General features: G+C 44.4%; 13 protein-coding genes. 3 read left to right on the forward strand and 10 right to left on the reverse strand.

Annotation, left to right across the window (positions count from 1 at the left end; genetic code table 11):
• Nucleotides 1-92: 92 nt before the first annotated feature.
• The gene (locus SORDD25_RS04895) at nt 93-3,095 is read right to left on the reverse strand and encodes a type I restriction endonuclease subunit R (RefSeq protein WP_061852842.1); all 3,003 of its coding nucleotides are present in this window, start codon (nt 3,093-3,095) and stop codon (nt 93-95) included.
• Between the two features lie 67 nt (nt 3,096-3,162).
• A complete protein-coding gene (locus SORDD25_RS04900; RefSeq protein ID WP_061852843.1) occupies nt 3,163-5,796 on the reverse strand; it encodes a DEAD/DEAH box helicase family protein in 2,634 nt (877 codons plus the stop codon).
• Nucleotides 5,797-5,929: 133 nt separating this feature from the next.
• On the opposite strand from SORDD25_RS04900, the gene SORDD25_RS04905 reads away from it, so the two are divergent.
• On the forward strand, nt 5,930-6,547 hold the full coding sequence (locus SORDD25_RS04905; RefSeq protein WP_000076177.1) for a TVP38/TMEM64 family protein: 618 nt from the start codon (nt 5,930-5,932) through the stop codon (nt 6,545-6,547).
• Nucleotides 6,548-6,824: 277 nt separating this feature from the next.
• Here the strand turns inward: SORDD25_RS04905 and scrK are convergent, their stop codons facing one another.
• Together scrK and SORDD25_RS04915 are read right to left on the reverse strand one after the other, a co-directional pair.
• Complete coding sequence (scrK, locus tag SORDD25_RS04910) at nt 6,825-7,712, reverse strand: fructokinase ScrK (RefSeq protein ID WP_061852844.1); 888 nt, start codon at nt 7,710-7,712, stop codon at nt 6,825-6,827.
• A 158-nt stretch (nt 7,713-7,870) separates the two neighbouring features.
• Nucleotides 7,871-9,757, reverse strand: coding sequence for a sucrose-specific PTS transporter subunit IIBC (locus SORDD25_RS04915; RefSeq protein WP_061852845.1), 1,887 nt, complete (start codon nt 9,755-9,757; stop codon nt 7,871-7,873).
• Between the two features lie 378 nt (nt 9,758-10,135).
• Between SORDD25_RS04915 and SORDD25_RS04920 the strand changes: the two genes are divergently transcribed.
• Nucleotides 10,136-11,590, forward strand: coding sequence for a sucrose-6-phosphate hydrolase (locus SORDD25_RS04920; RefSeq protein WP_061852846.1), 1,455 nt, complete (start codon nt 10,136-10,138; stop codon nt 11,588-11,590).
• A complete protein-coding gene (locus tag SORDD25_RS04925) occupies nt 11,571-12,536 on the forward strand; it encodes a LacI family DNA-binding transcriptional regulator (protein ID WP_061852847.1) in 966 nt (321 codons plus the stop codon). Before SORDD25_RS04920 ends, SORDD25_RS04925 begins: the two co-directional genes overlap by 20 nt.
• Before the next feature lie 33 nt (nt 12,537-12,569).
• Here SORDD25_RS04925 and SORDD25_RS04930 read toward each other — a convergent pair whose 3' ends face one another.
• The 6 genes from SORDD25_RS04930 to SORDD25_RS04955 all read right to left on the reverse strand — a co-directional run bounded on the left by SORDD25_RS04930 (nt 12,570) and on the right by SORDD25_RS04955 (nt 19,076).
• Complete coding sequence (locus SORDD25_RS04930) at nt 12,570-13,844, reverse strand: hydroxymethylglutaryl-CoA reductase, degradative (protein WP_061852848.1); 1,275 nt, start codon at nt 13,842-13,844, stop codon at nt 12,570-12,572.
• Nucleotides 13,844-15,016 (reverse strand): hydroxymethylglutaryl-CoA synthase, encoded by a 1,173-nt coding sequence (locus SORDD25_RS04935; protein ID WP_061852982.1) that lies wholly within the window; start codon nt 15,014-15,016, stop codon nt 13,844-13,846. The genes SORDD25_RS04930 and SORDD25_RS04935 overlap by 1 nt, the downstream gene beginning before the upstream one ends.
• A 118-nt stretch (nt 15,017-15,134) precedes the next feature.
• On the reverse strand, nt 15,135-15,590 hold the full coding sequence (locus SORDD25_RS04940; protein ID WP_000176902.1) for a threonine/serine exporter family protein: 456 nt from the start codon (nt 15,588-15,590) through the stop codon (nt 15,135-15,137).
• A gap of 1 nt (nt 15,591) precedes the next feature.
• The gene (locus SORDD25_RS04945; protein ID WP_000344542.1) at nt 15,592-16,350 is read right to left on the reverse strand and encodes a threonine/serine exporter family protein; all 759 of its coding nucleotides are present in this window, start codon (nt 16,348-16,350) and stop codon (nt 15,592-15,594) included.
• Nucleotides 16,351-16,437: 87 nt separating this feature from the next.
• Entirely contained in the window at nt 16,438-18,339 is a 1,902-nt protein-coding gene (gene pknB / locus SORDD25_RS04950; protein ID WP_061852849.1) for a Stk1 family PASTA domain-containing Ser/Thr kinase, read from the reverse strand.
• Entirely contained in the window at nt 18,336-19,076 is a 741-nt protein-coding gene (locus SORDD25_RS04955) for a Stp1/IreP family PP2C-type Ser/Thr phosphatase (RefSeq protein WP_000401527.1), read from the reverse strand. Before SORDD25_RS04955 ends, pknB begins: the two co-directional genes overlap by 4 nt.
• Nucleotides 19,077-19,081 lie beyond the last annotated feature (5 nt).

Below are 19,081 nucleotides of genomic sequence, written 5' to 3' on the forward strand. Positions count from 1 at the left end.
CTAATAAATAAATTTGACAAAAGTATTATATTTATTTAAGATTCAATTATTGTATTTTTAACTGCGAAATCTATACAAGTGTTTAACTACAGTTATAAAATTCTATTCCCAACCCTCAATGGCTCAATGACTTCTTCGACAAGTTGCTCACAAGCTTCTTTGATTTGTTTTTTATAGTGGAGGGGATTGAGGGCATCCGCCACTTCTATCTTATAGTCCTGATAGCGCTGGCTCTTGGTCAGCTGGCTCTCTCCTAGTTGCTTTTTAGCTCCCTTGCGGTAGTGCTCGACATAGTAACGGAGTTCATCCTCTCCGACATACCAACATTTGCTAAAGACTTGGATATGTTGCTGGATAACCGCCTCGATCATCTGATCCAAGATATTGGCAATGGACTGACCACGATAGCTTTCTGGATTTGCTTGGACTTCTCTCCATAGTTCAGTGATGATCTGGGCAAGATTTGGATTAGTCTTCTCAAGGCTCTCAATATAGTTATCCACTGCTTCTCTATCTTGAGCGTTTAGGTTCTTTTCTTGACTTTGACCTTGCTCGATTAGGCTTTGGATTAAGGTTAGGATATAGGCATAGTTAATCTCATCCACTTGGATAGACTCTAGTTCATAGTGGATATCAAGGGGCTCCCCATCCTCACCACCATCATCTCTTCGACTTTTTAATTCTGCCAGGATGTTTTGATAAAAGCCTAGATAGGTTTCCAATTCTTCAGCGCTTAGTCCTGTCTGGGCATAGATTTCTTCCTCATCATACTCTTTATACACGCGGATAGAGGCTAGATATTTATCAAAGACTTGATAAGCCTTGGCGAGTTTTCTCAACTCAGGTGTAGAGATTTGCTCGATTTGGAGTCCTTCCTCAGGATCATCGGTGATGAGATTTTGGAAATCACTGCAACTCCGTAAAAAATTCCTCTTTTCCTCTTCCCAGCTTGGGGCTAAAACCTCGTTTTCACCACCATTTGAGTAGAGCTTGAGGGCATTATCCACTGCTTCCTTAAAGGCTAGAGGCTTTTGGAAAGTGATGATATGACCATAGGTCTTACTGGAATCAAAGATCCGATTGGTTCGGCTAAAGGCTTGGATCAAGTCCTGCGGTTGCATAGGCTTTCTGTCGATAAAGAGAGTCGATAGACACGGAGCATCAAATCCCGTTAAGAGACGATTGACCACGATAACCAAGTCTAACTGCTCCTTGCGATAGAGGTATTTATCCTGTTTTCGAGCTAGACGGTTATTGACATCCGTATTAAAGCCACGAAGATCCGCCATGGTAAAGTGGGTATCAAACTCTCGATTATAGTCTTCTAAGACCTGCTTCATGTGGTCTTGGTTGGCTATTGACTCTTCTTCATTCTCCGTAACGGAGTAGGTGATGGTCGCCTTTGGAAAATCTGGAAGAACCTGCTTGACCCTCTCCGATACCTTGACACGTGTCTGACCAGCCTTGACTCGTTTGAGTAGGTCATAGTAGGCTTGAGCTTGAGGGATGGACTTAACGGTTAGGATGGCATTGTAGGTCTTACCTACTCCCTTTTGGAAGCCTAGCTGTTGGCGGGATTTATTGATAATGGCATCCAAGACTTCCAGCATATGCTCCTCATCTTCGTAGACACTATCTGGGACTTGATCTTCAGACTGATCTGTGATGAGGGTATTACGGTAATCGACCTTAAAGCCTAAGACAGCTCCGTCATGGATGGCTTCCTTGACTGTATACTCATGTAGACGGTCTCCATACTGTTGCTGGGTGGTTTGGGCTAGGTCACCGACTTGCTGGCGTTTATTTTCCTTAAAGATAGGCGTCCCTGTAAAACCATACCAGAGAGACTGCGGGAAAAAGGCTTTAATGTCTTTTTGTGTTTGTGGTGTCACGGCACGATGGCATTCATCCACAACAAAGGCCACACGGAGTCCCTTGATTTTGTCCGCATCTCGTTGGTAAAGCCCTTGGTCAAACTTGCGCATCATGGTCGTGATTTTCTGGATGGTTGTCACCACCACACGCTTATCATTACTGCCTAATCGCTTGACCAAATCATGTGTATTATCCGTCTCATCGATATCAATGACATCATTGGTCGCATATGAGAGGAAGGATGATGTGGTCTGTTGGTCCAAGTCCCTACGGTCAACGACAAAGATCGTCTTTTGGATGGATGGAATCTGAAGGAGATTCCTCGCCACCTTATAAGAAGTCAAGGTTTTCCCTGAACCTGTTGTATGCCAGACATAGCCTGATGCTTGCTGGCGAGAGGCTTCTTGCACTGCTTCGATGGCATGGATCTGATAGGGGCGCAAGAGGATGAGAGCTTTCTTACTATCATCAATGACTGAATACTGCATAACCATCTGATGGGCACGAGGGATAGAAAGAACTTCGTGTGCAAAGCTAGTCAGGTTTGTCACAGGATGATTGTCCTTATCCACCCACTTGGTTAGAAATTGCTTGTTAAGTTTATTTTCACGAGCTGCAGCGATATAGCGTGTGTCTACCTTATTGGTCACAACAAACATCTGCAAGCTAGAGTAGATGCCACGGAACTTGCCTTCACGATCATATTTTTTAATCTGATGAAAGGCATCAATAAATGCTGCTTGGGAGCTCTTGAGCTCGATTTGAATCATGGGTAAGCCGTTGATAAGGAGAGTAACATCCAGTCTACGGTCTTGGTCCAGAGGATTTACTTTTTCTCGTTGGACTTGATTAACAACTTCATAGCTTGACTTCCCTGCTGCGATATTGTCACGCCATATGACTGACAAACGGATGGTGCCTAGACTTGCATCTTCTCTCTGAACCTCAACTTTGGCAATACCATTTTCTCCGACCAACCACTTGGCTGCATCATAGTAGCTGACAAAGTTTAGTTGGTTTTGAATCTGGCGTTTTTCCTGCTCTGTCAAGGGATGGTCTGCTAGGAGAGCCACATTATTTTGGGCTAGTTTAGTAAAGAAATTTTCCCATAATTGGTCTTCTGTTTTTAGGTCTTCTCGATAAGTCCATTGACTTTCCCCAGTCACCAGCTGGTCAATGAGTTTTTTTTCTATCTCCAGTTCTGGTTTTACTTGCATCATTCTCTCCTTTATAATGCACAATTTTACTATATTATATCATGTTTCAGATGGATTTTTCCATACGCTCCTACTCCAACTGACTTTTAACCTTCTTCTTAGTCAAGGTACGGTCATTTTTATTGGAGAGAGCTTTGATACGAGCTTCGAGAAGGATTTTCCGCCCGGCCTCTGTTCGTGTATAGACGAGGTGATAACGTCCGATAGTTGGCCTCAGAAAGTCGAGGAATTTCTGTGCTTCTTCCTTGCGCTTGTCAAAAAGACTTGGCACGACATAGTAAGGTGACTGACCTTGTCGGACTTTCTCTGCCTTCAAGAGATAGCGCTGGTTATCCACTGGAGCAAAGAACTCTCCCACAGTCTGCGCAAACAGCTCCTTGTCCCTCATGCTTCCTCCCTTGAGATAGGCGAAAACCATATAATTTTCCTTGTCCTCCTCTACATGAACACGGGATTGATCGTCCGTTAGATGCCCCGAATCTAGCAGAGCCTTTCGGATCTGCTCACCCAGAGATTGCAAACGTTTATAGGGACTTTTATAACGGAGGTAGCGCCAAGATGCAAAGACCAAAAAGAGGAGACAGGCTGCTGTAAGCCACCAAACACCAATCAGTCTCAGTCTAAATAGCAAGACCAACAAATCTACTGCCAACAAGAGCAATGACATGCGAACCCATTTTAATGCATCAAGCAAGAGCATGACTGGGACCTTCTGTTTTTGAGTCGCGACTTCTGTAACTATCTCGAGCTGATCCGCTACGACAAGAGCATCTTGCCATTTTTTTCTCAAGCCTGCTCGATCCTTGGAGAGACTCTTAACTCGCTCATTGTACTCACTAATTTGCTTTTTCTTAAAAGGGGGCTTTGGAAAATCCAAACGATCCAAACCGGTCTCAATACTCTCCTGATTATAAGCCAATCCAAGAAAATGCTCCATCCGTCGCGACAAGGTCTGCAGATCCTGATTGCTCTCTGGTCTAGGCTCCTCACCAGGAAGAGTGATAAGTGCTTGCGCTTGAACGGCTACCAGATGCCAGATGTTACTGGTCTTTTCTGGATGTCCCGGCCAGATACGAATGGCACGGCCACGCATCTGGTTACTTAGCATAAAGCTCCCCACAAAGCTTCCGAGTATTAGGGAATTAACACAAGGAGCATCCCAACCCTCTCCGAGGAGAGATTTGGTTCCGACTAGGACTTGAATCTGCCCTCGTTGAAAAAGCTCCGTCACTGCCGCTACGATTCCCTTAGCTGAGCTAGGAAAACCAACCTGCACATAATCTTTTGGATCCAAGTGACCAATAGATGAGAAACTAAGAGGAACCTGAGGCAAGAGCTCCTTCAACTCTGCTGCCACATCGGTAGGCAAAATAACGACACTACCTGACAAGACAGCCAAAGACACAGGTATCTCTTGCTCCTGAGCTTTTCGACGAATGCTTTCAAAATAAGGGAGAACCCCCAACTGAGAAATGGTTGCTTGATTATCTCCCAGATAGGTGGCAAAATCCTTGCGAATATAGTCAGCTAGTACTAACTGTCTCAGTTCCTGACCTAGACTCTCATACTCTGTCAAGAAGATATCGGCAATGGCAGACAACTTCCCCAGAGATTGGGTTAAAAGCTGGTCAGAAGCCTTGGACTTAACTAGATAAACCTGACGTTTTTCCACCAACCCACGCGCCTTCAAGTCAGCCTCTAACTTTTTCTTATATCCATCTGGATCCTCATACCAATCTGGTGTCAGATAGAGTATGCTCTGCAACAGCGTCTCCAACCAGTAGGAGGTCAATGCTGGAAGCTTCTGGGTTCCCAGTAAATTTTGCAAAGAGGAAGGAATCGTTAACCCCTGAGAATGCATATAAATCAACATAGCAGACAAGTACTTGGGATCTTCTAAGAGCAAATCAGATGATATATCCCCTTTGAGGACCTTAGACCCTGCTACAAATGTTTGAAAATCAGGATCGACTATAAGGTGATGAATATAGTCCCACTTAGTCTCCTCAAACTGTTTGAGACGTTCCGACTCTTCAGCTGTTGGTGAACACATATAGACAAAATCCTGATGAGGGCAAAGAGTGTCTTCCTTGACTAGTTCAGGTACCGTGATTTCTTGATCGATCTCCCCACACATACGGATATAGCGTTCCCAGAGTTCAGGCTCACTGTCATAAGGTGGTGTCGCTGTCAGGGAGATGAGTTTCAGCGGTCCATACTGCTTGCGAAAGACTTCCAGACTTTTCCACCATTCATTGCGTAGGTGGTGGCACTCGTCCAAACAAAGAGTCGCAACTTTCTGAGCTCTTAGGCTTGCAAACAAATCAAACCCCACAAAATCCTCTGCTTCTCCATCTTCTTGTGATTGCAGTTGGTTCATGGCACTATGAAAAGCCTGATAGGTCACAATCGTTAATGCTTTCATCTCCTTTAAGTTTTGGGAAACGAGATCTGAAAGCCTCTGACCATCCTCTAGAAAAGCAGTTTGGATCCTATCTACCCATTGTTCACGAATGGTGACAGTCGGAACTAAGATGAGGGCTGGGTTGCCAAAACGAGCGATTAGCTCGATACCAATGGTTGTCTTTCCAGACCCTGGAGCTGCCACTAGATGAACATGACCGTCTGCTTGATAGTCCTGAAAACGATCCAAGACCTGTTTTTGGTATTGGCGCCATCTTCCTTTAAAGTTTAAACCTAACATGATACTCCCTCATTCTATACCGTCATTTTCTTATTCTCATTTTACCACACTTATTTCACCAATCAGATAATCCAGATAGTTTTTCTTCCCAAAATATGATATAGTAGTATCATACTATCTATGAGGAGTTTACATGTCACAGGATAAGCAAATGAAAGCTGTTTCTCCCCTCCTACAGCAAGTCATCAATATCTCATCTATCGTCGGGGGAGTCGGCACCTTGATTTTCTGTATTTGGGCCTATCAGGCGGGTGTTTTACAATCAAAGGAAACCCTATCGGCCTTTATCCAGCAAGCTGGAGTTTGGGGGCCACCACTCTTTATCTTTTTACAGATCCTACAAACCGTTGTTCCGATCATTCCGGGAGCTTTGACCTCAGTGGCTGGGGTCTTTATTTACGGCCACATCATCGGAACCATCTATAACTATATCGGCATCGTGATTGGCTGTGCTATTATCTTTTACCTGGTGCGTCTCTATGGAGCTGCCTTTGTCCAGTCGGTCGTCAGCAAGCGCACCTATGACAAATACATCGGTTGGCTAGATAAGGGCAATCGTTTCGAGCGTTTCTTTATCTTTATGATGATCTGGCCTGTCAGTCCAGCTGACTTTCTCTGTATGCTGGCTGCCCTCACCAAGATGACCTTCAAACGCTATATGATTATCATCGTTTTGACCAAGCCCTTTACCCTAGTGGTTTATACTTATGGTTTGACCTATATTATTGATTTCTTCTGGCAGATGTTTTGAGAATAGAAAATAGCCTGATACTAAATATACTTTGGTATGGAAATCATGCCAACTTTTCGATAGTGAATCGAGGACTTACCTAGCCTTTCCGCCGTGATAAAAACACCTGAAATCTAATGGTTTCAGGTGTTCGGAAACTTTGAGACATTAGACTCAAAGTTTAGGTATGGAATTTCGAAGAAAATCGCTACCGTCCGTCATCACTTAAGGAAAGGCTCAAAAAATTGTCTTCAAACAAAACATCCGTTTGGTTTCCCAAGCGGATGTTTTCTTTGTTTTATTTTTCGACACTCTTAGCAAGGACAAAGTTTCCAAGTGTGGCAGAACCATTGCCTGCGACTGCTGGAGTGACAATGTAGTCACGCACATCTGGTACTGGTAGGTAGCCGTTGAGAAGAGCTGTAAATTTCTCACGCACACGGTCCAGCATGTGTTGTTGGGCCATAACCCCACCACCAAAGACGATCACATCTGGACGGAAAGTCACAGTAGCATTGACCGCAGCTTGAGCTATATAATAGGCTTGGACGTCCCAGACAGAGCTGTTGAGTTCGATGTTTTCACCACGAATACCTGTACGGGCTTCAAGACTTGGACCAGCCGCAAAGCCTTCCAAACAGCCCTTGTGAAAAGGACAAACGCCGTTAAATTCTTTTTCTACATCCATTGGGTGTTTAGCCACATAATAGTGACCCATCTCAGGGTGACCGACACCACCGATAAACTCACCACGTTGGATAACACCTGCTCCGATACCTGTACCGATCGTGTAGTAAACCAAGTTTTCGATACGGCCGCCAGCATTGTTACGAGCAACCACTTCACCATAGGCAGAGCTGTTTACATCTGTGGTGAAATACATGGGTACGTTGAGAGCACGACGAAGGGCACCAAGTAGGTCTACATTTGCCCAGTGAGGTTTTGGAGTCGTTGTGATAAAGCCATAGGTTTTTGAGTTTTTATCGATATCGATGGGACCAAAGGAACCGATGGCAAGGGCTGCAAGATTATCGAATTTTGAAAAGAATTCGATGGTTTTATCGATAGTCTCGATAGGAGTTGTTGTAGGAAACTGTGTTTGTTCTACAATGTTAAAATTTTCATCTCCGACAGCACAGACAAACTTTGTACCGCCCGCTTCTAAGCTTCCGTATAATTTTGTCATGATAAACCTCTTATCTTTGTTTTCTCTATTATAGCACATTTTAAAGGGCTAGATTTCTCAATATTTTAGATTTTCCTCTGTAAATCTTACCATCCAAGTAAAAACGAACAAACATGATATTTGTTCGTTTTGTTTTTAGATTTGATTTTCGAAAAGGACTAGGCTTTCACTTCGATGATAGCGTCACCCTTGACAACAGAACCGCTTGCGACTGGTGTCACAGAAGCGTAGTCTGCTGTATTGGTCACGATAACCATTGTTGTGTCGTCAAGACCTGCAGCAGCGATTTTGTTTGAGTCAAATGTTCCAAGAACATCACCAGCTTTGACCTTGTCGCCTTGAGAAACTTTTTGTTCAAAGCCTTCACCGTTCATAGTCACCGTATCGATACCAACGTGGATCAAGATCTCAGCTCCATTTGCTGTCTTCAAACCATAAGCATGTCCTGTAGCAAAGGCAATCGATACTTCTGCATCAGCTGGTGCGTAAACCACACCTTGGCTTGGTTTTACAGCGATCCCTTGTCCCATTGCACCACTTGAAAAGACTGGGTCGTTAACATTCTCAAGGGCAACTACGTCCCCAACGATTGGAGTTTGGATTGTTTCATTTTGAGGAGTTACTGGAATGTTACCAGTTGTTTCTTCTTGAACCAAACGTTCTGTCGCCACTTCAGAAGCAACTTCTTTTTCGTCCTCGTAACCAAACATGTAAGTAAGGGCAAAACCAAGAACGAATGATACAGCTACCATAAGAAGGTATTGGAACAATTGACCGTTACCAACGTACAACATTGTACCAGGGATGATGGTGATACCATTACCAGTACCAGCAAGTCCAAGGATAGAAGCCAATCCACCACCGATAGCACCAGCGATCAATGAAAGGAAGAATGGTTTACGGAAGCGCAAGTTCACCCCGAAGATAGCAGGCTCTGTAATACCGAGGAAGGCAGAAAGAGCAGCTGGGAAAGCAAGTGTTTTCAGTTTAGGATTCTTCGTTTTAACACCAACAGCAACAGTTGCAGCCCCTTGAGCTGTCATCGCTGCAGTGATGATAGCGTTGAATGGGTTGACATGGTCAGCAGCAAGCAACTGAACTTCAAGCAAGTTGAAGATGTGGTGTACACCTGATACGACGATCAATTGGTGAACCCCACCGATGACCAAACCACCAAGACCAAACGGCAAGCCAAGAATTGCCTTTGTTCCGAGAAGGATGTAGTTTTCAACAACGTGGAAGACTGGTCCGATGACAAAGAGTCCAAGGATAGACATGACCAAAAGTGTCACGAACGGTGTTACCAAGAGATCCAAGACATCTGGAACCACCTTGCGGAGAGCTTTTTCAAACTTGGCTCCGACCACCCCAATGATGAAGGCTGGAAGAACAGAACCTTGCAAACCAACAACAGGAATGAAGCCAAAGAAGTTCATAGCTGTTACTTCACCACCTGATGCTACAGCCCAGGCGTTTGGAAGCGAACCAGAAACCAGCATCATACCGAGGACGATACCAACGGCTGGATTTCCACCGAATACGCGGAAGGTTGACCACACAACCAAACCTGGCAAGATGATGAAGGCTGTATCTGTGAGGATTTGGCTGTAAATGGTAACATCTTCTGGAAGTGTCATTCCAAGAGCGTTCATGAGACCACGAAGACCCATGAAGAGACCAGTTGCCACGATAACTGGGATGATTGGCACGAATACGTCACCGAAAGTACGGATAGCACGTTGGAACCAGTTTCCTTGTTTAGCAGCTTCTGCTTTCATGTCTTCTTTAGAGGATGTTGGCAAACCAAGTGCAACGACTTCGTCGTACATCTTGTTTACTGTACCAGTACCAAAGATGATTTGGTATTGACCTGAGTTAAAGAAAGCTCCTTGAACTTTATCCAAGTTCTCAATCACTTCCTTATTGATTTTCCCTTCATCTTTGACCATGACACGTAGACGAGTCGCACAGTGGGCTACACTGTTGACATTTTCACGTCCGCCAAGGGCTTCGATGACCTTTTTTGCAATATCCTGATTGTTCATTTGCAAAAATCTCCTTATAAAATTTTGTTCTTGTTTGAAAGCGATTTTATTCGCCCTACGACTATTATTTTATCATGTTTCTAAAATATGTCAAGCGTTTTGCAGAATTTTTTATTTCCTTTCTTTTATTCCTGATTATTCTTGATCGTTTTTGAAGGATATTTTCTTTTTCCTCAAAAAAATATCTTTATAATTGAGGAATTAAGGCTTTCATTTACATTTTCTTTCATTTTTTCGTGAAAATTTGCCAGATTTCCTTTACTTGATTTCTGGCGATCGTTTGACATATTTTTCTTTTTTTTAACATAAAAGACTTGCTTTTTTTGCAGAAAACGTTTACTATTAATAATAGAATAGAACTTATGGAGGAAAGATAAAATGGAATGGACAACTGAGCGCCGTTACAGACGCTATGAAGACTGGTCTAATGATGAAATCAAGCAAATCAAGGAAAAGATGGCACAATCTCCTTGGCATACTCGTTACCATGTCGAGCCTAAAATGGGGCTTCTCAATGATCCAAATGGCTTTTCTTATTTTGATGGCAAATGGATTCTCTTTTACCAAAACTTCCCCTTCGGTGCAGCCCATGGGTTGAAGTCTTGGGTGCAGCTTGAAAGTGATGATTTAGTGCACTTTACAGAAACTGGAGTCAAAGTTTTGCCAGATACTCCATTGGATAGCCACGGTGCCTACTCTGGTTCTGCCATGCAGTTTGGCGATCAGTTGTTCCTATTTTATACTGGAAATGTCCGTGATGAAAACTGGATCCGTCACCCTTACCAGATTGGTGCTTTGATGGACAAGGAGGGTAATCTTACAAAGATTGACAAGATCTTGATTGACCAGCCAGCAGACTCTACTGACCACTTCCGCGACCCGCAAATTTTTAACTTTAAAGGTCAATATTATGTTATCGTCGGTGGACAGGACTTGGAGAAAAAAGGCTTCGTCCGTCTCTACAAGGCTGTGGACAATGACTACACAAACTGGCAAGCGGTTGGCGACCTTGACTTTGCTAACGATCGCACTGCCTACATGATGGAATGTCCAAATCTAGTCCTTATCGGTGAACAACCTGTCCTTCTCTATTGCCCACAAGGATTGGATAAACAAGTTCTAGACTATGATAATATCTACCCAAACATGTACAAAATAGGGGCATCCTTTGATCCTGAAATTGCCAAAATGGTAGATGTGTCTCAACTTCATAATCTAGACTATGGTTTCGAAGCCTATGCGACTCAAGCCTTTAACGCTCCAGACGGACGAGCTCTGGCAGTTAGCTGGCTTGGACTGCCAGATGTTTCTTACCCATCTGACCGTTTTGACCACCAAGGAACCTTCTCATTGGTCAAAGAACTCACTATCAAAGATGGCAAACTCTACCAATATCCTGTCTCAGCTGTCAAAGAACTTCGTTCTTCTGAAGAGGTCTTCTCAAACCGTACTCAAACCAATAACACCTATGAACTCGAGCTCAACTTGGAGGCCAATAGTCAAAGTGAGATTGTCTTGCTCGCTGATAAAGAAGGCAAGGGGCTTTCAATCAACTTTGACCTTGTCAATGGACAAGTGACAGTAGATCGCAGTCAGGCTGGTGAACAGTACGCCCAGGAATTTGGTACAACTCGTTCTTGTCCTATCGATAACCAAGCTACTACTGCCACTATCTTCATTGACAAGTCAGTCTTTGAAATTTTCATCAATAAAGGAGAAAAAGTATTTTCTGGTCGTGTTTTCCCACATGCAGACCAAAATGGTATCCTCATCAAATCTGGAAATCCAACTGGAACTTACTATGAATTAGATTATGGTCGCAAAACTAACTGATGTCGCAAAACTTGCAGGCGTCAGCCCCACTACCGTCTCCCGAGTCATCAATAAAAAGGGTTATTTATCTGAGAAAACCATCCAAAAGGTTAATGAAGCCATGCGAGAATTGGGCTACAAACCCAATAACCTAGCACGCAGTCTACAAGGAAAATCAGCCAAGTTGATTGGACTTATTTTTCCAAACATCAGTCATGTCTTTTATGCGGAGTTGATTGACAAATTGGAACATCAACTCTTCAAGAATGGGTACAAGACCATCATCTGTAACAGCGAACATGACTCTGAAAAAGAACGGGAGTACATTGAAATGCTGGAGGCCAATCAGGTCGATGGTATCATTTCTGGAAGTCACAATCTTGGAATCGAAGACTACAATCGCGTGACTGCACCGATTATTTCCTTTGACCGAAACTTGTCTCCAGACATCCCTGTTGTCTCCTCTGATAACTACGGCGGCGGGGTCCTCGCCGCCCAAACTCTGGTCAAGACTGGCGCCCAGTCTATCATCATGATTACAGGAAATGACAACTCTAACTCACCGACTGGACTGCGCCACGCTGGCTTTGCCTCTGTACTCCCAAAAGCGCCTATTATCAATGTTTCGAGTGATTTCTCTCCCGTCAGAAAAGAAATGGAAATCAAGAATATCTTGACCCATCAGAAACCAGATGCGATTTTTGCTTCGGATGATTTGACAGCTATCCTGGTTATCAAAATCGCTCAGGAGCTAGGTATCTCTGTTCCTGAAGAGCTCAGGGTCATCGGCTATGATGGGACCTACTTTATCGAGAACTACTATCCTCACCTGACAACGATTAAGCAACCTATGAAAGAGATTGCCCAACTCACTGTCGATCTCCTCTTGCAGAAGATTGAAGGCAAGGAAGTTGCGACAACTGGTTACTTCTTACCCATCACCCTATTACCTGGAAAAAGTATTTAAGTACAAAAAACTCAGACTAATTTGTCTGAGTTTTTATGATCTTAAGTTTTCGAGATAGCGCTGGGCTGTCTCTAAGTTAAAGGTTTTATCTGCGATGAGGCGCTCAACGAGGGGAGCAACCTCGGACTCACTAGCACCAGCTAAGAGAGCTAGGGATTTGGCCTGTAATTTCATGTGGCCTTGCTGGATGCCCGTACTGACCAAGGCTTTGAGGGCCGCAAAGTTTTGGGCAAGACCGATGGACACGATAATCTGAGCCAATTCCTTAGCTGAAGGATTTCCCAGTAGTTCATGACTGAGAGCTACACGAGGATTGAGTCCGATAGAGCCACCCTTTGTCGCTACCGGCATGGGCAGGGTCATCTCACCGACCAATTCTTCTGTGTCCCTATCTAGACTCCATCGACTGAGACCTTGATAGTGTCCATCTCGACTGGCAAAGGCATGGGCCCCAGCTTCGATGGCACGCCAGTCATTACCAGTGGCAATCAAAATGGCATCAATACCGTTAAAAATCCCTTTATTATGAGTAGCCGCTCGGTAGGGATCAGCCTGCGCAAACTGGCTAGCCAAGGCTATTTTCTCCGCAATTTCTCGTCCTTGGTCCCTTTGAGGGCTCAAGTAGCGAAAGGCGATACGACAGCTTGCAGTCACCAGAGAATCGGTCGCGTAATTGGACAGGATTCCCATGAGACTCTGCCCCTGACTGAGTTCTTCTAAGACCGGCTTCAAGGCTTCTAGCATGGTATTGAGCATATTAGCCCCCATGGCTTCCTGGGTATCGACATGGAGATAGACGACGAGAAAGTCTGTTTCTCCCTTGATCTGCTCTACACGCAAATCACGCGCCCCACCACCACGTTTAACGATAGAAGGATAAGCTTGATTGGCAAGTTCCAAGAGTTCGGCTTTCTTACTGACAATCTTCGCTTGCGCTTGTTCAGTATCAGCAACTTGGTAAAGGGCTACCTGACCAATCATCTGGCGCTGATGAACCTGAGCAGTAAAACCGCCTGCTCGCTTGATGATTTTGCTGGCATAGCTAGCCGCAGCAACCACTGACGGCTCTTCTGTCACATAAGGAACTGTATAATCCTGACCATTCACCAAAAGTTCTGGAATGATCGAATAAGGCAGAGAAAAAGTTCCTACCACATTCTCACTCAGCTGGTCTGCAACTGCCAAGCTGACTTGTTCATCCTGCTCCAGACTGGTTTGCTTTTCAGGATTAAGGAGCGCCTGAGCTCGCAACAACTCAAGGCGCTCATGGTATGATTTTTTAGAAAATCCATTCCAACTTATCTTCATTATTTTTCAACCTTGCTATAATGGCGTTGGTGGTCGACAATTTCAACCAAGGCATAGTCTTGATGTTCATAACCTGCAAATTGGGCTGAACCAGACTCATCCAACTGCACCTCTTCGAAGAAGACTTTTTCATAGTCTGCAACAGACAATGCTGTACGTTGTTTGAGTTTGCTCAAGCGATCCTTATCAAGGTAAGCCTCATATCCTTCGACCAATTCACCACTAAAGAACTCTGAAACCGCTCCACTTCCATAACTGTAGAGGGCAATTTTATCTCCAGCCTTCAAAGTCTCTGCATTTTCCAAAAGGGAGAGGAGCCCGAGGAAGAGGGAACCTGTATAGATATTCCCAATCATCTGACTGTAAAGGATGGACTTATCAAAGTTCTCTTGCAAACCATCCTGTTTTTCTTTAGACAAAGTTTTGTCCATCATCTTGCACAAGCCTTTTAGGGCCAACTTAGGATAAGGCAAGTGGAAGCAGATAGCCGCAAAGTCATCCATAGTCCAATCATAGCGTTTCTTGTATTCATCCCAAGTCGTTGTCAGGCAATCAAGATACTGTTGGGTCGAGTACATGCCGTTTACATAAGGAGTGCTTGAATAGTTCGGACGCCAGAAATCCATGATGTCTCGCGTTTGGGCAACGTTATCATTGTTAAAGGCCATGATGCGTGGATTTTGGGTAATCAACATCGCCACACTTCCAGCACCCTGAGTTGGCTCACCAGGAGTTCCCACACCATACTTGGCAATATCACTGGCAATGACTAGGACTTTTGATTCTGGAGAATTTTCCACATGCAATTTTGCATAATGAAGGGCAGCTGTCGCTCCATAGCAGGCTTCTTTGATTTCAAAGCTACGGGCGAAAGGCTGAATGCCTAACAAGCCGTGAACAAAGACTGCCGCTGCCTTACTCTGGTCAATCCCTGACTCGGTCGCCACGATGACCATATCGATTTCTTCTTTTTCTTTGTCTGTTAAAATAGAGTTGCTTGCACTAGCAGCCAAGGTAACAATGTCCTCAGTCAGTGGCGCAATACTAATTTCATTTAACAAGAGTCCCTTGCTAAATTTTTCGGGGTCAACTCCCCTCGCTTCTGCTAAGTCTTGTAATTTCAAGACATATTGACTGGTCGCAAAACCAATCTTATCAATACCGATTGTCATATTTACCTCTGTTTTTTCATTCATTGTAAAAAATCGTTCCATTCTATTTTATCACAAATAGGGACAAAAGAGAGAAAAAAGACTTGATTCAACAAATCAAGTCTTTGCTTTGACTGCATTAGGAAGAGATCCCTCGTTGTTTTCGGATGTAGTAATAAAGCTTTAGAATTACCGTTCCACTTGCCATTCCAATGGAAATAACGAGGGCTAACATAACCACCAAAGTCGCGCTGGCAATAGCATGGCTGTAATCTCCTGTCACAAAGAAAGCTGTCGTTCGATAGGATAAATAACCCGGCACCAAGGGGGCAAGAATGGCCAAGACAAAGACCACCGCTGGTGTCTTATAGACAATACTTAAAATCTGGCTGATGCAAGAGCCAATTACTGCTGCGATAAAGGTCGCAATAATAACATTGGTTGGTTCTTTGAGCACGAGATAAAGGAGCCAAACGCCCATTCCCAAAATACCACCAGGTAGGAGCATGGAGCGTTGAACATTCAGTACGATTAGAAAGGTGATAATGGCGAGTAAACTCGCCACTGCTTGGAGCAAAATACTTGTTAGAGTCATCTTATGTCATCAAAACCAGGGCGACAGAGGTGCCAGCCCCTAAAGCGAGGGTGATGAGCAAAGATTCAAACATCTTGCTCATACCAGAGTTGATATGGTTGGTCATGATATCCCGTACCGCATTTGTCAGAGCAATCCCTGGAACAAAGGGCATGACCGCTCCTGCTATAATCAGGTCTGCCGTCGAAGGAAATCCTGTATAGCGGGCCCAGAACTGGGCAATCAATCCGAAAACAAAGGCACCCGCAAAGGCCGTTACAAAAGGAATGCGGACAAACTTCTCTACGTAGAGAGAGAAGGCAAATCCAAATAAGGTCGCAATAGCTGCGCCAAAAGCGTCATAGACATTGCCCCCAAACATAATCGAGAAGAAAGGGGCACTGAGGGTCGCTGCTACGGTCACTTGGAACTTGGTATAAGGAAGGGCTTGATTGCCGATTTCTTTCAGCTTTTTAAAGGCTGTCGAGAGATCAATCTGCCCTCCGACAAGCTCCCGTGATACTTGGTTGACATCGCAAACTTTTTCAATGTTATAAGAGGATGAGGTTACCCGTTTCATCCGAGAAATATTGGTGTTTTCAATAGAAAAGAAAATAGCTGCGGGCATGGCAAGAACATTGCAATCCATTATTCCCTGGGAATGGGCAATACGGATCATAGTATCCTCAACCCGATGAATCTCTGAACCACTTTTCAGGAGAATGGTTCCTGCTAGCATAATCACATCAATGACGGCATTCAACTCTCTCGATTCGTCCATTTTCTCCTCCTTTTTTCTACTCCCTATATTTTATCACAAAATCTTGTGAAAAAAAATCTTTGTCATGAAATCATGACAAAGATTCGTTTAATCTCGGGAACTTTCGTGAGTTCCTTCACTATTGGATGAACTGCTAGAAGGAGTGTTCCCTTGTTGATTCCCTTGTTGGTTCCCCTGGTTTGGACTTGTAGGAGAACCCTGGTTCCCACGTTGGGCAGGATTAGAGGATGAAGTTGATGGTGGTGTTTTTGGTTTGTAAATGGAAAGTTTGATACGCGTACTTGCAAGATCAACCAGTTCTCCTGCTCTTGGCGTTTGACTTACAACAGTTCCTTCTGCCGTTCCTTCAGGAGCAGTCGATACTTCTACAACCTCAATATTTGCTTCCTTCACACCGACAATCTGAGTCAAGTTATTCTTTGTAAACTCGAGACTTGAACCGATGTAGTTCGGCATGCTGACACTAGTCACCTTCTTAGCCACTGTTAAGGTAATCGTAGTGGCTTTTGAGAGATCATAGGTCGAACCCGAAGTAGGGGTCTGTCTGAGGACGGTTCCAGGTTCGCTCTCGCTGGATTCTTCCTCTTCCATCTTGATTAGATTTTCAGGAACCTTCTTCTCCTTGAGTTCAGCTACGACATCCGTATACTTACGTCCGACATAATTGCTCAATTGGAAGGATTGCTTACCAGAAGAAACAATCAAATTGACCTTGGTTCCTTCTTTTCGGCCGCTACCAGCTTCTGGATCCGTTCGAATAACACGTCCTTCTGCTACGGTATCGCTGGCCTCTGACTTTTCTTCACCGGCTTCAAACTTGGATTTTTTAAGAGCTTCCTTAGCCTCTGCAACGGTTTGCCCAGCTACGTCAGGAATAGCAATCGTTGCTGGTGTTCTTGACAAAATCCAGACCAAAGAGGCTGCAACCAATAGAAGACTAGCCAAAAGAATCATATAGCGAGCCTTAAACTTCCGTTTCTTGGCTGGCTTTGGCGCTGGAGCCGGCTCTGCCACTGGTTGAGTTGGTTTCTTTGGCTGAGGGCGTTCTTCTTGCGCCGGAGCTTTAGGAATCGATGTCAGTGTACTTTGTGGAACTTTAGGTAAAGTCTTAGTGTCTGCCTTACTCGCATCGTCAAAGACCAGTTTCGGTTCATTCCGACGATTATAAGACAAGCTAGTTGACAAGTCCACATACATTTCTGAAACAGACTGATAACGGTCTGACAGCTTCTTAGCAGTTGCCTTGATGACAACATTTTCTAAAGCCTGAGGGACAGATGGGTTTTCAGCTATGACGGACGGAAGTGGCTTCTGGAAATGCTGGAGGGCAATCGTAACCGCACTATCCCCATCATAAGGGATATGTCCCGTAAGCATTTCATAGAAGATAATCCCCATTGCATAGATATCACTCTGGAAGGTCGCTTTAGAACCACGCGCTTGTTCAGGTGACAAATAATGAACGGAGCCTAACATTGAGTTTGTCTGGGTCAGACTGGTCTCCGCAAAGGCTACGGCAATCCCAAAGTCCGTGACCTTAGCTGTGCCGTCAGGTGTCAAGAGGATATTTTGAGGTTTCAAATCCCGGTGAACGATTCCTCGAGTATGGGCTAAGCGCATGGCCAAGAGGATTTGCCCCATAATCCGAACCGCTTCTTCGTTTGAAAGAGGATAGTGTTCTTTAATATAACGCTTGAGGTCAAGACCTGCTACGTATTCCATAGCTAGGTACTGTTGACCGTCTTCCTCACCAATATCTGTTATCCGAACGATATGAGGATGGTCCAGATCCGCCATGGCCCTCGCTTCACGCTGGAAACGTGCCACAGCAATCGGGTCCGTCTGGTAGTTGGTCCTCAGGACCTTCACTGCCACTTCTTCCCCGTCTAGGATCAAATCCTTGGCCAAGTAAACATCTGCCATGCCTCCTCGACCAATCTGCTTGACAATCCGATACCGCCCGGCAAAAATCTTGCCGATTTGGATCATTCTGCTGCCTCCTCGTTCATGTAAACAAGGGCAACCGTAATGTTGTCTAAACCTCCTGCATTGTTAGCGAAGCGAATGAGGGTTGCCGCCTTGTCTGCTAGGGAAATATCGCTAGTTACGATATCATAAATCTCACTTGCCGAAATCATATTGGTCAAACCATCACTATTGAGCAAGAGATAATCTCCTGACTCCAATGTAATCATCCCAAAATCTGGCTGGATTTCATCTTTTTGTCCGATAGACTGGGTGATGATATTCTTTTGAGGGTGAGTTTCTGCTTCTTCTGGAGTCAATTGACCAGCCTTGAGCAATTCATTGACCAAAGAATGGTCACTTGTCAACTGGTGATATTCTTCTCCACGAATCAAACCGATACGAGAATCTCCAATGTGAGCATAGATGGCTTGGTTGTCAATAAATGCAACAGCTTCTAGCGTTGTTCCCATGCCTCTGTAGGCTTCGTCCTGACCTAGTTGATGAATTTTTTGATTTTCAATCTCCAGGTAGTGGGCAAACCACTCACGAACTTCATTGACTGAGTCAATTTGGGTATCCACCCAAGCCACACCAAGGTCTGTTACCGCCATCTCACTAGCGATATTTCCTGCTCGGTGTCCTCCCATCCCGTCAGCCAAGATGATCATAGTGCGTCCTGCTCGGTTGACAAAGTGATTGACATAGTCCTGATTATTTGTCCGTTTCTGACCAACATCTGTTAATAATGCTATTTCCATTGTGT

Origin of the sequence: Streptococcus oralis, from assembly GCF_001579525.1 — a bacterium.
GTDB classification, from domain to species: Bacteria; Bacillota; Bacilli; order Lactobacillales; family Streptococcaceae; genus Streptococcus; species Streptococcus oralis_M.

Excerpts from the sequence above, each read along its gene's own strand:
- SORDD25_RS04920 (WP_061852846.1), top strand. The coding sequence starts at position 10,136 with ATGGAATGGACAACTGAGCGCCGTTACAGACGCTATGAAGACTGGTCT.
- SORDD25_RS04915 (WP_061852845.1), bottom strand. The coding sequence starts at position 9,757 with ATGAACAATCAGGATATTGCAAAAAAGGTCATCGAAGCCCTTGGCGGA.
- SORDD25_RS04900 (WP_061852843.1), bottom strand. The coding sequence starts at position 5,796 with ATGTTAGGTTTAAACTTTAAAGGAAGATGGCGCCAATACCAAAAACAG.
- SORDD25_RS04940 (WP_000176902.1), bottom strand. The coding sequence starts at position 15,590 with ATGACTCTAACAAGTATTTTGCTCCAAGCAGTGGCGAGTTTACTCGCC.
- SORDD25_RS04930 (WP_061852848.1), bottom strand. The coding sequence starts at position 13,844 with ATGAAGATAAGTTGGAATGGATTTTCTAAAAAATCATACCATGAGCGC.
- SORDD25_RS04905 (WP_000076177.1), top strand. The coding sequence starts at position 5,930 with ATGTCACAGGATAAGCAAATGAAAGCTGTTTCTCCCCTCCTACAGCAA.
- pknB (WP_061852849.1), bottom strand. The coding sequence starts at position 18,339 with ATGATCCAAATCGGCAAGATTTTTGCCGGGCGGTATCGGATTGTCAAG.
- SORDD25_RS04945 (WP_000344542.1), bottom strand. The coding sequence starts at position 16,350 with ATGGACGAATCGAGAGAGTTGAATGCCGTCATTGATGTGATTATGCTA.
- SORDD25_RS04925 (WP_061852847.1), top strand. The coding sequence starts at position 11,571 with ATGGTCGCAAAACTAACTGATGTCGCAAAACTTGCAGGCGTCAGCCCC.
- SORDD25_RS04935 (WP_061852982.1), bottom strand. The coding sequence starts at position 15,016 with ATGACAATCGGTATTGATAAGATTGGTTTTGCGACCAGTCAATATGTC.
- SORDD25_RS04955 (WP_000401527.1), bottom strand. The coding sequence starts at position 19,076 with ATGGAAATAGCATTATTAACAGATGTTGGTCAGAAACGGACAAATAAT.
- SORDD25_RS04895 (WP_061852842.1), bottom strand. The coding sequence starts at position 3,095 with ATGATGCAAGTAAAACCAGAACTGGAGATAGAAAAAAAACTCATTGAC.
- scrK (WP_061852844.1), bottom strand. The coding sequence starts at position 7,712 with ATGACAAAATTATACGGAAGCTTAGAAGCGGGCGGTACAAAGTTTGTC.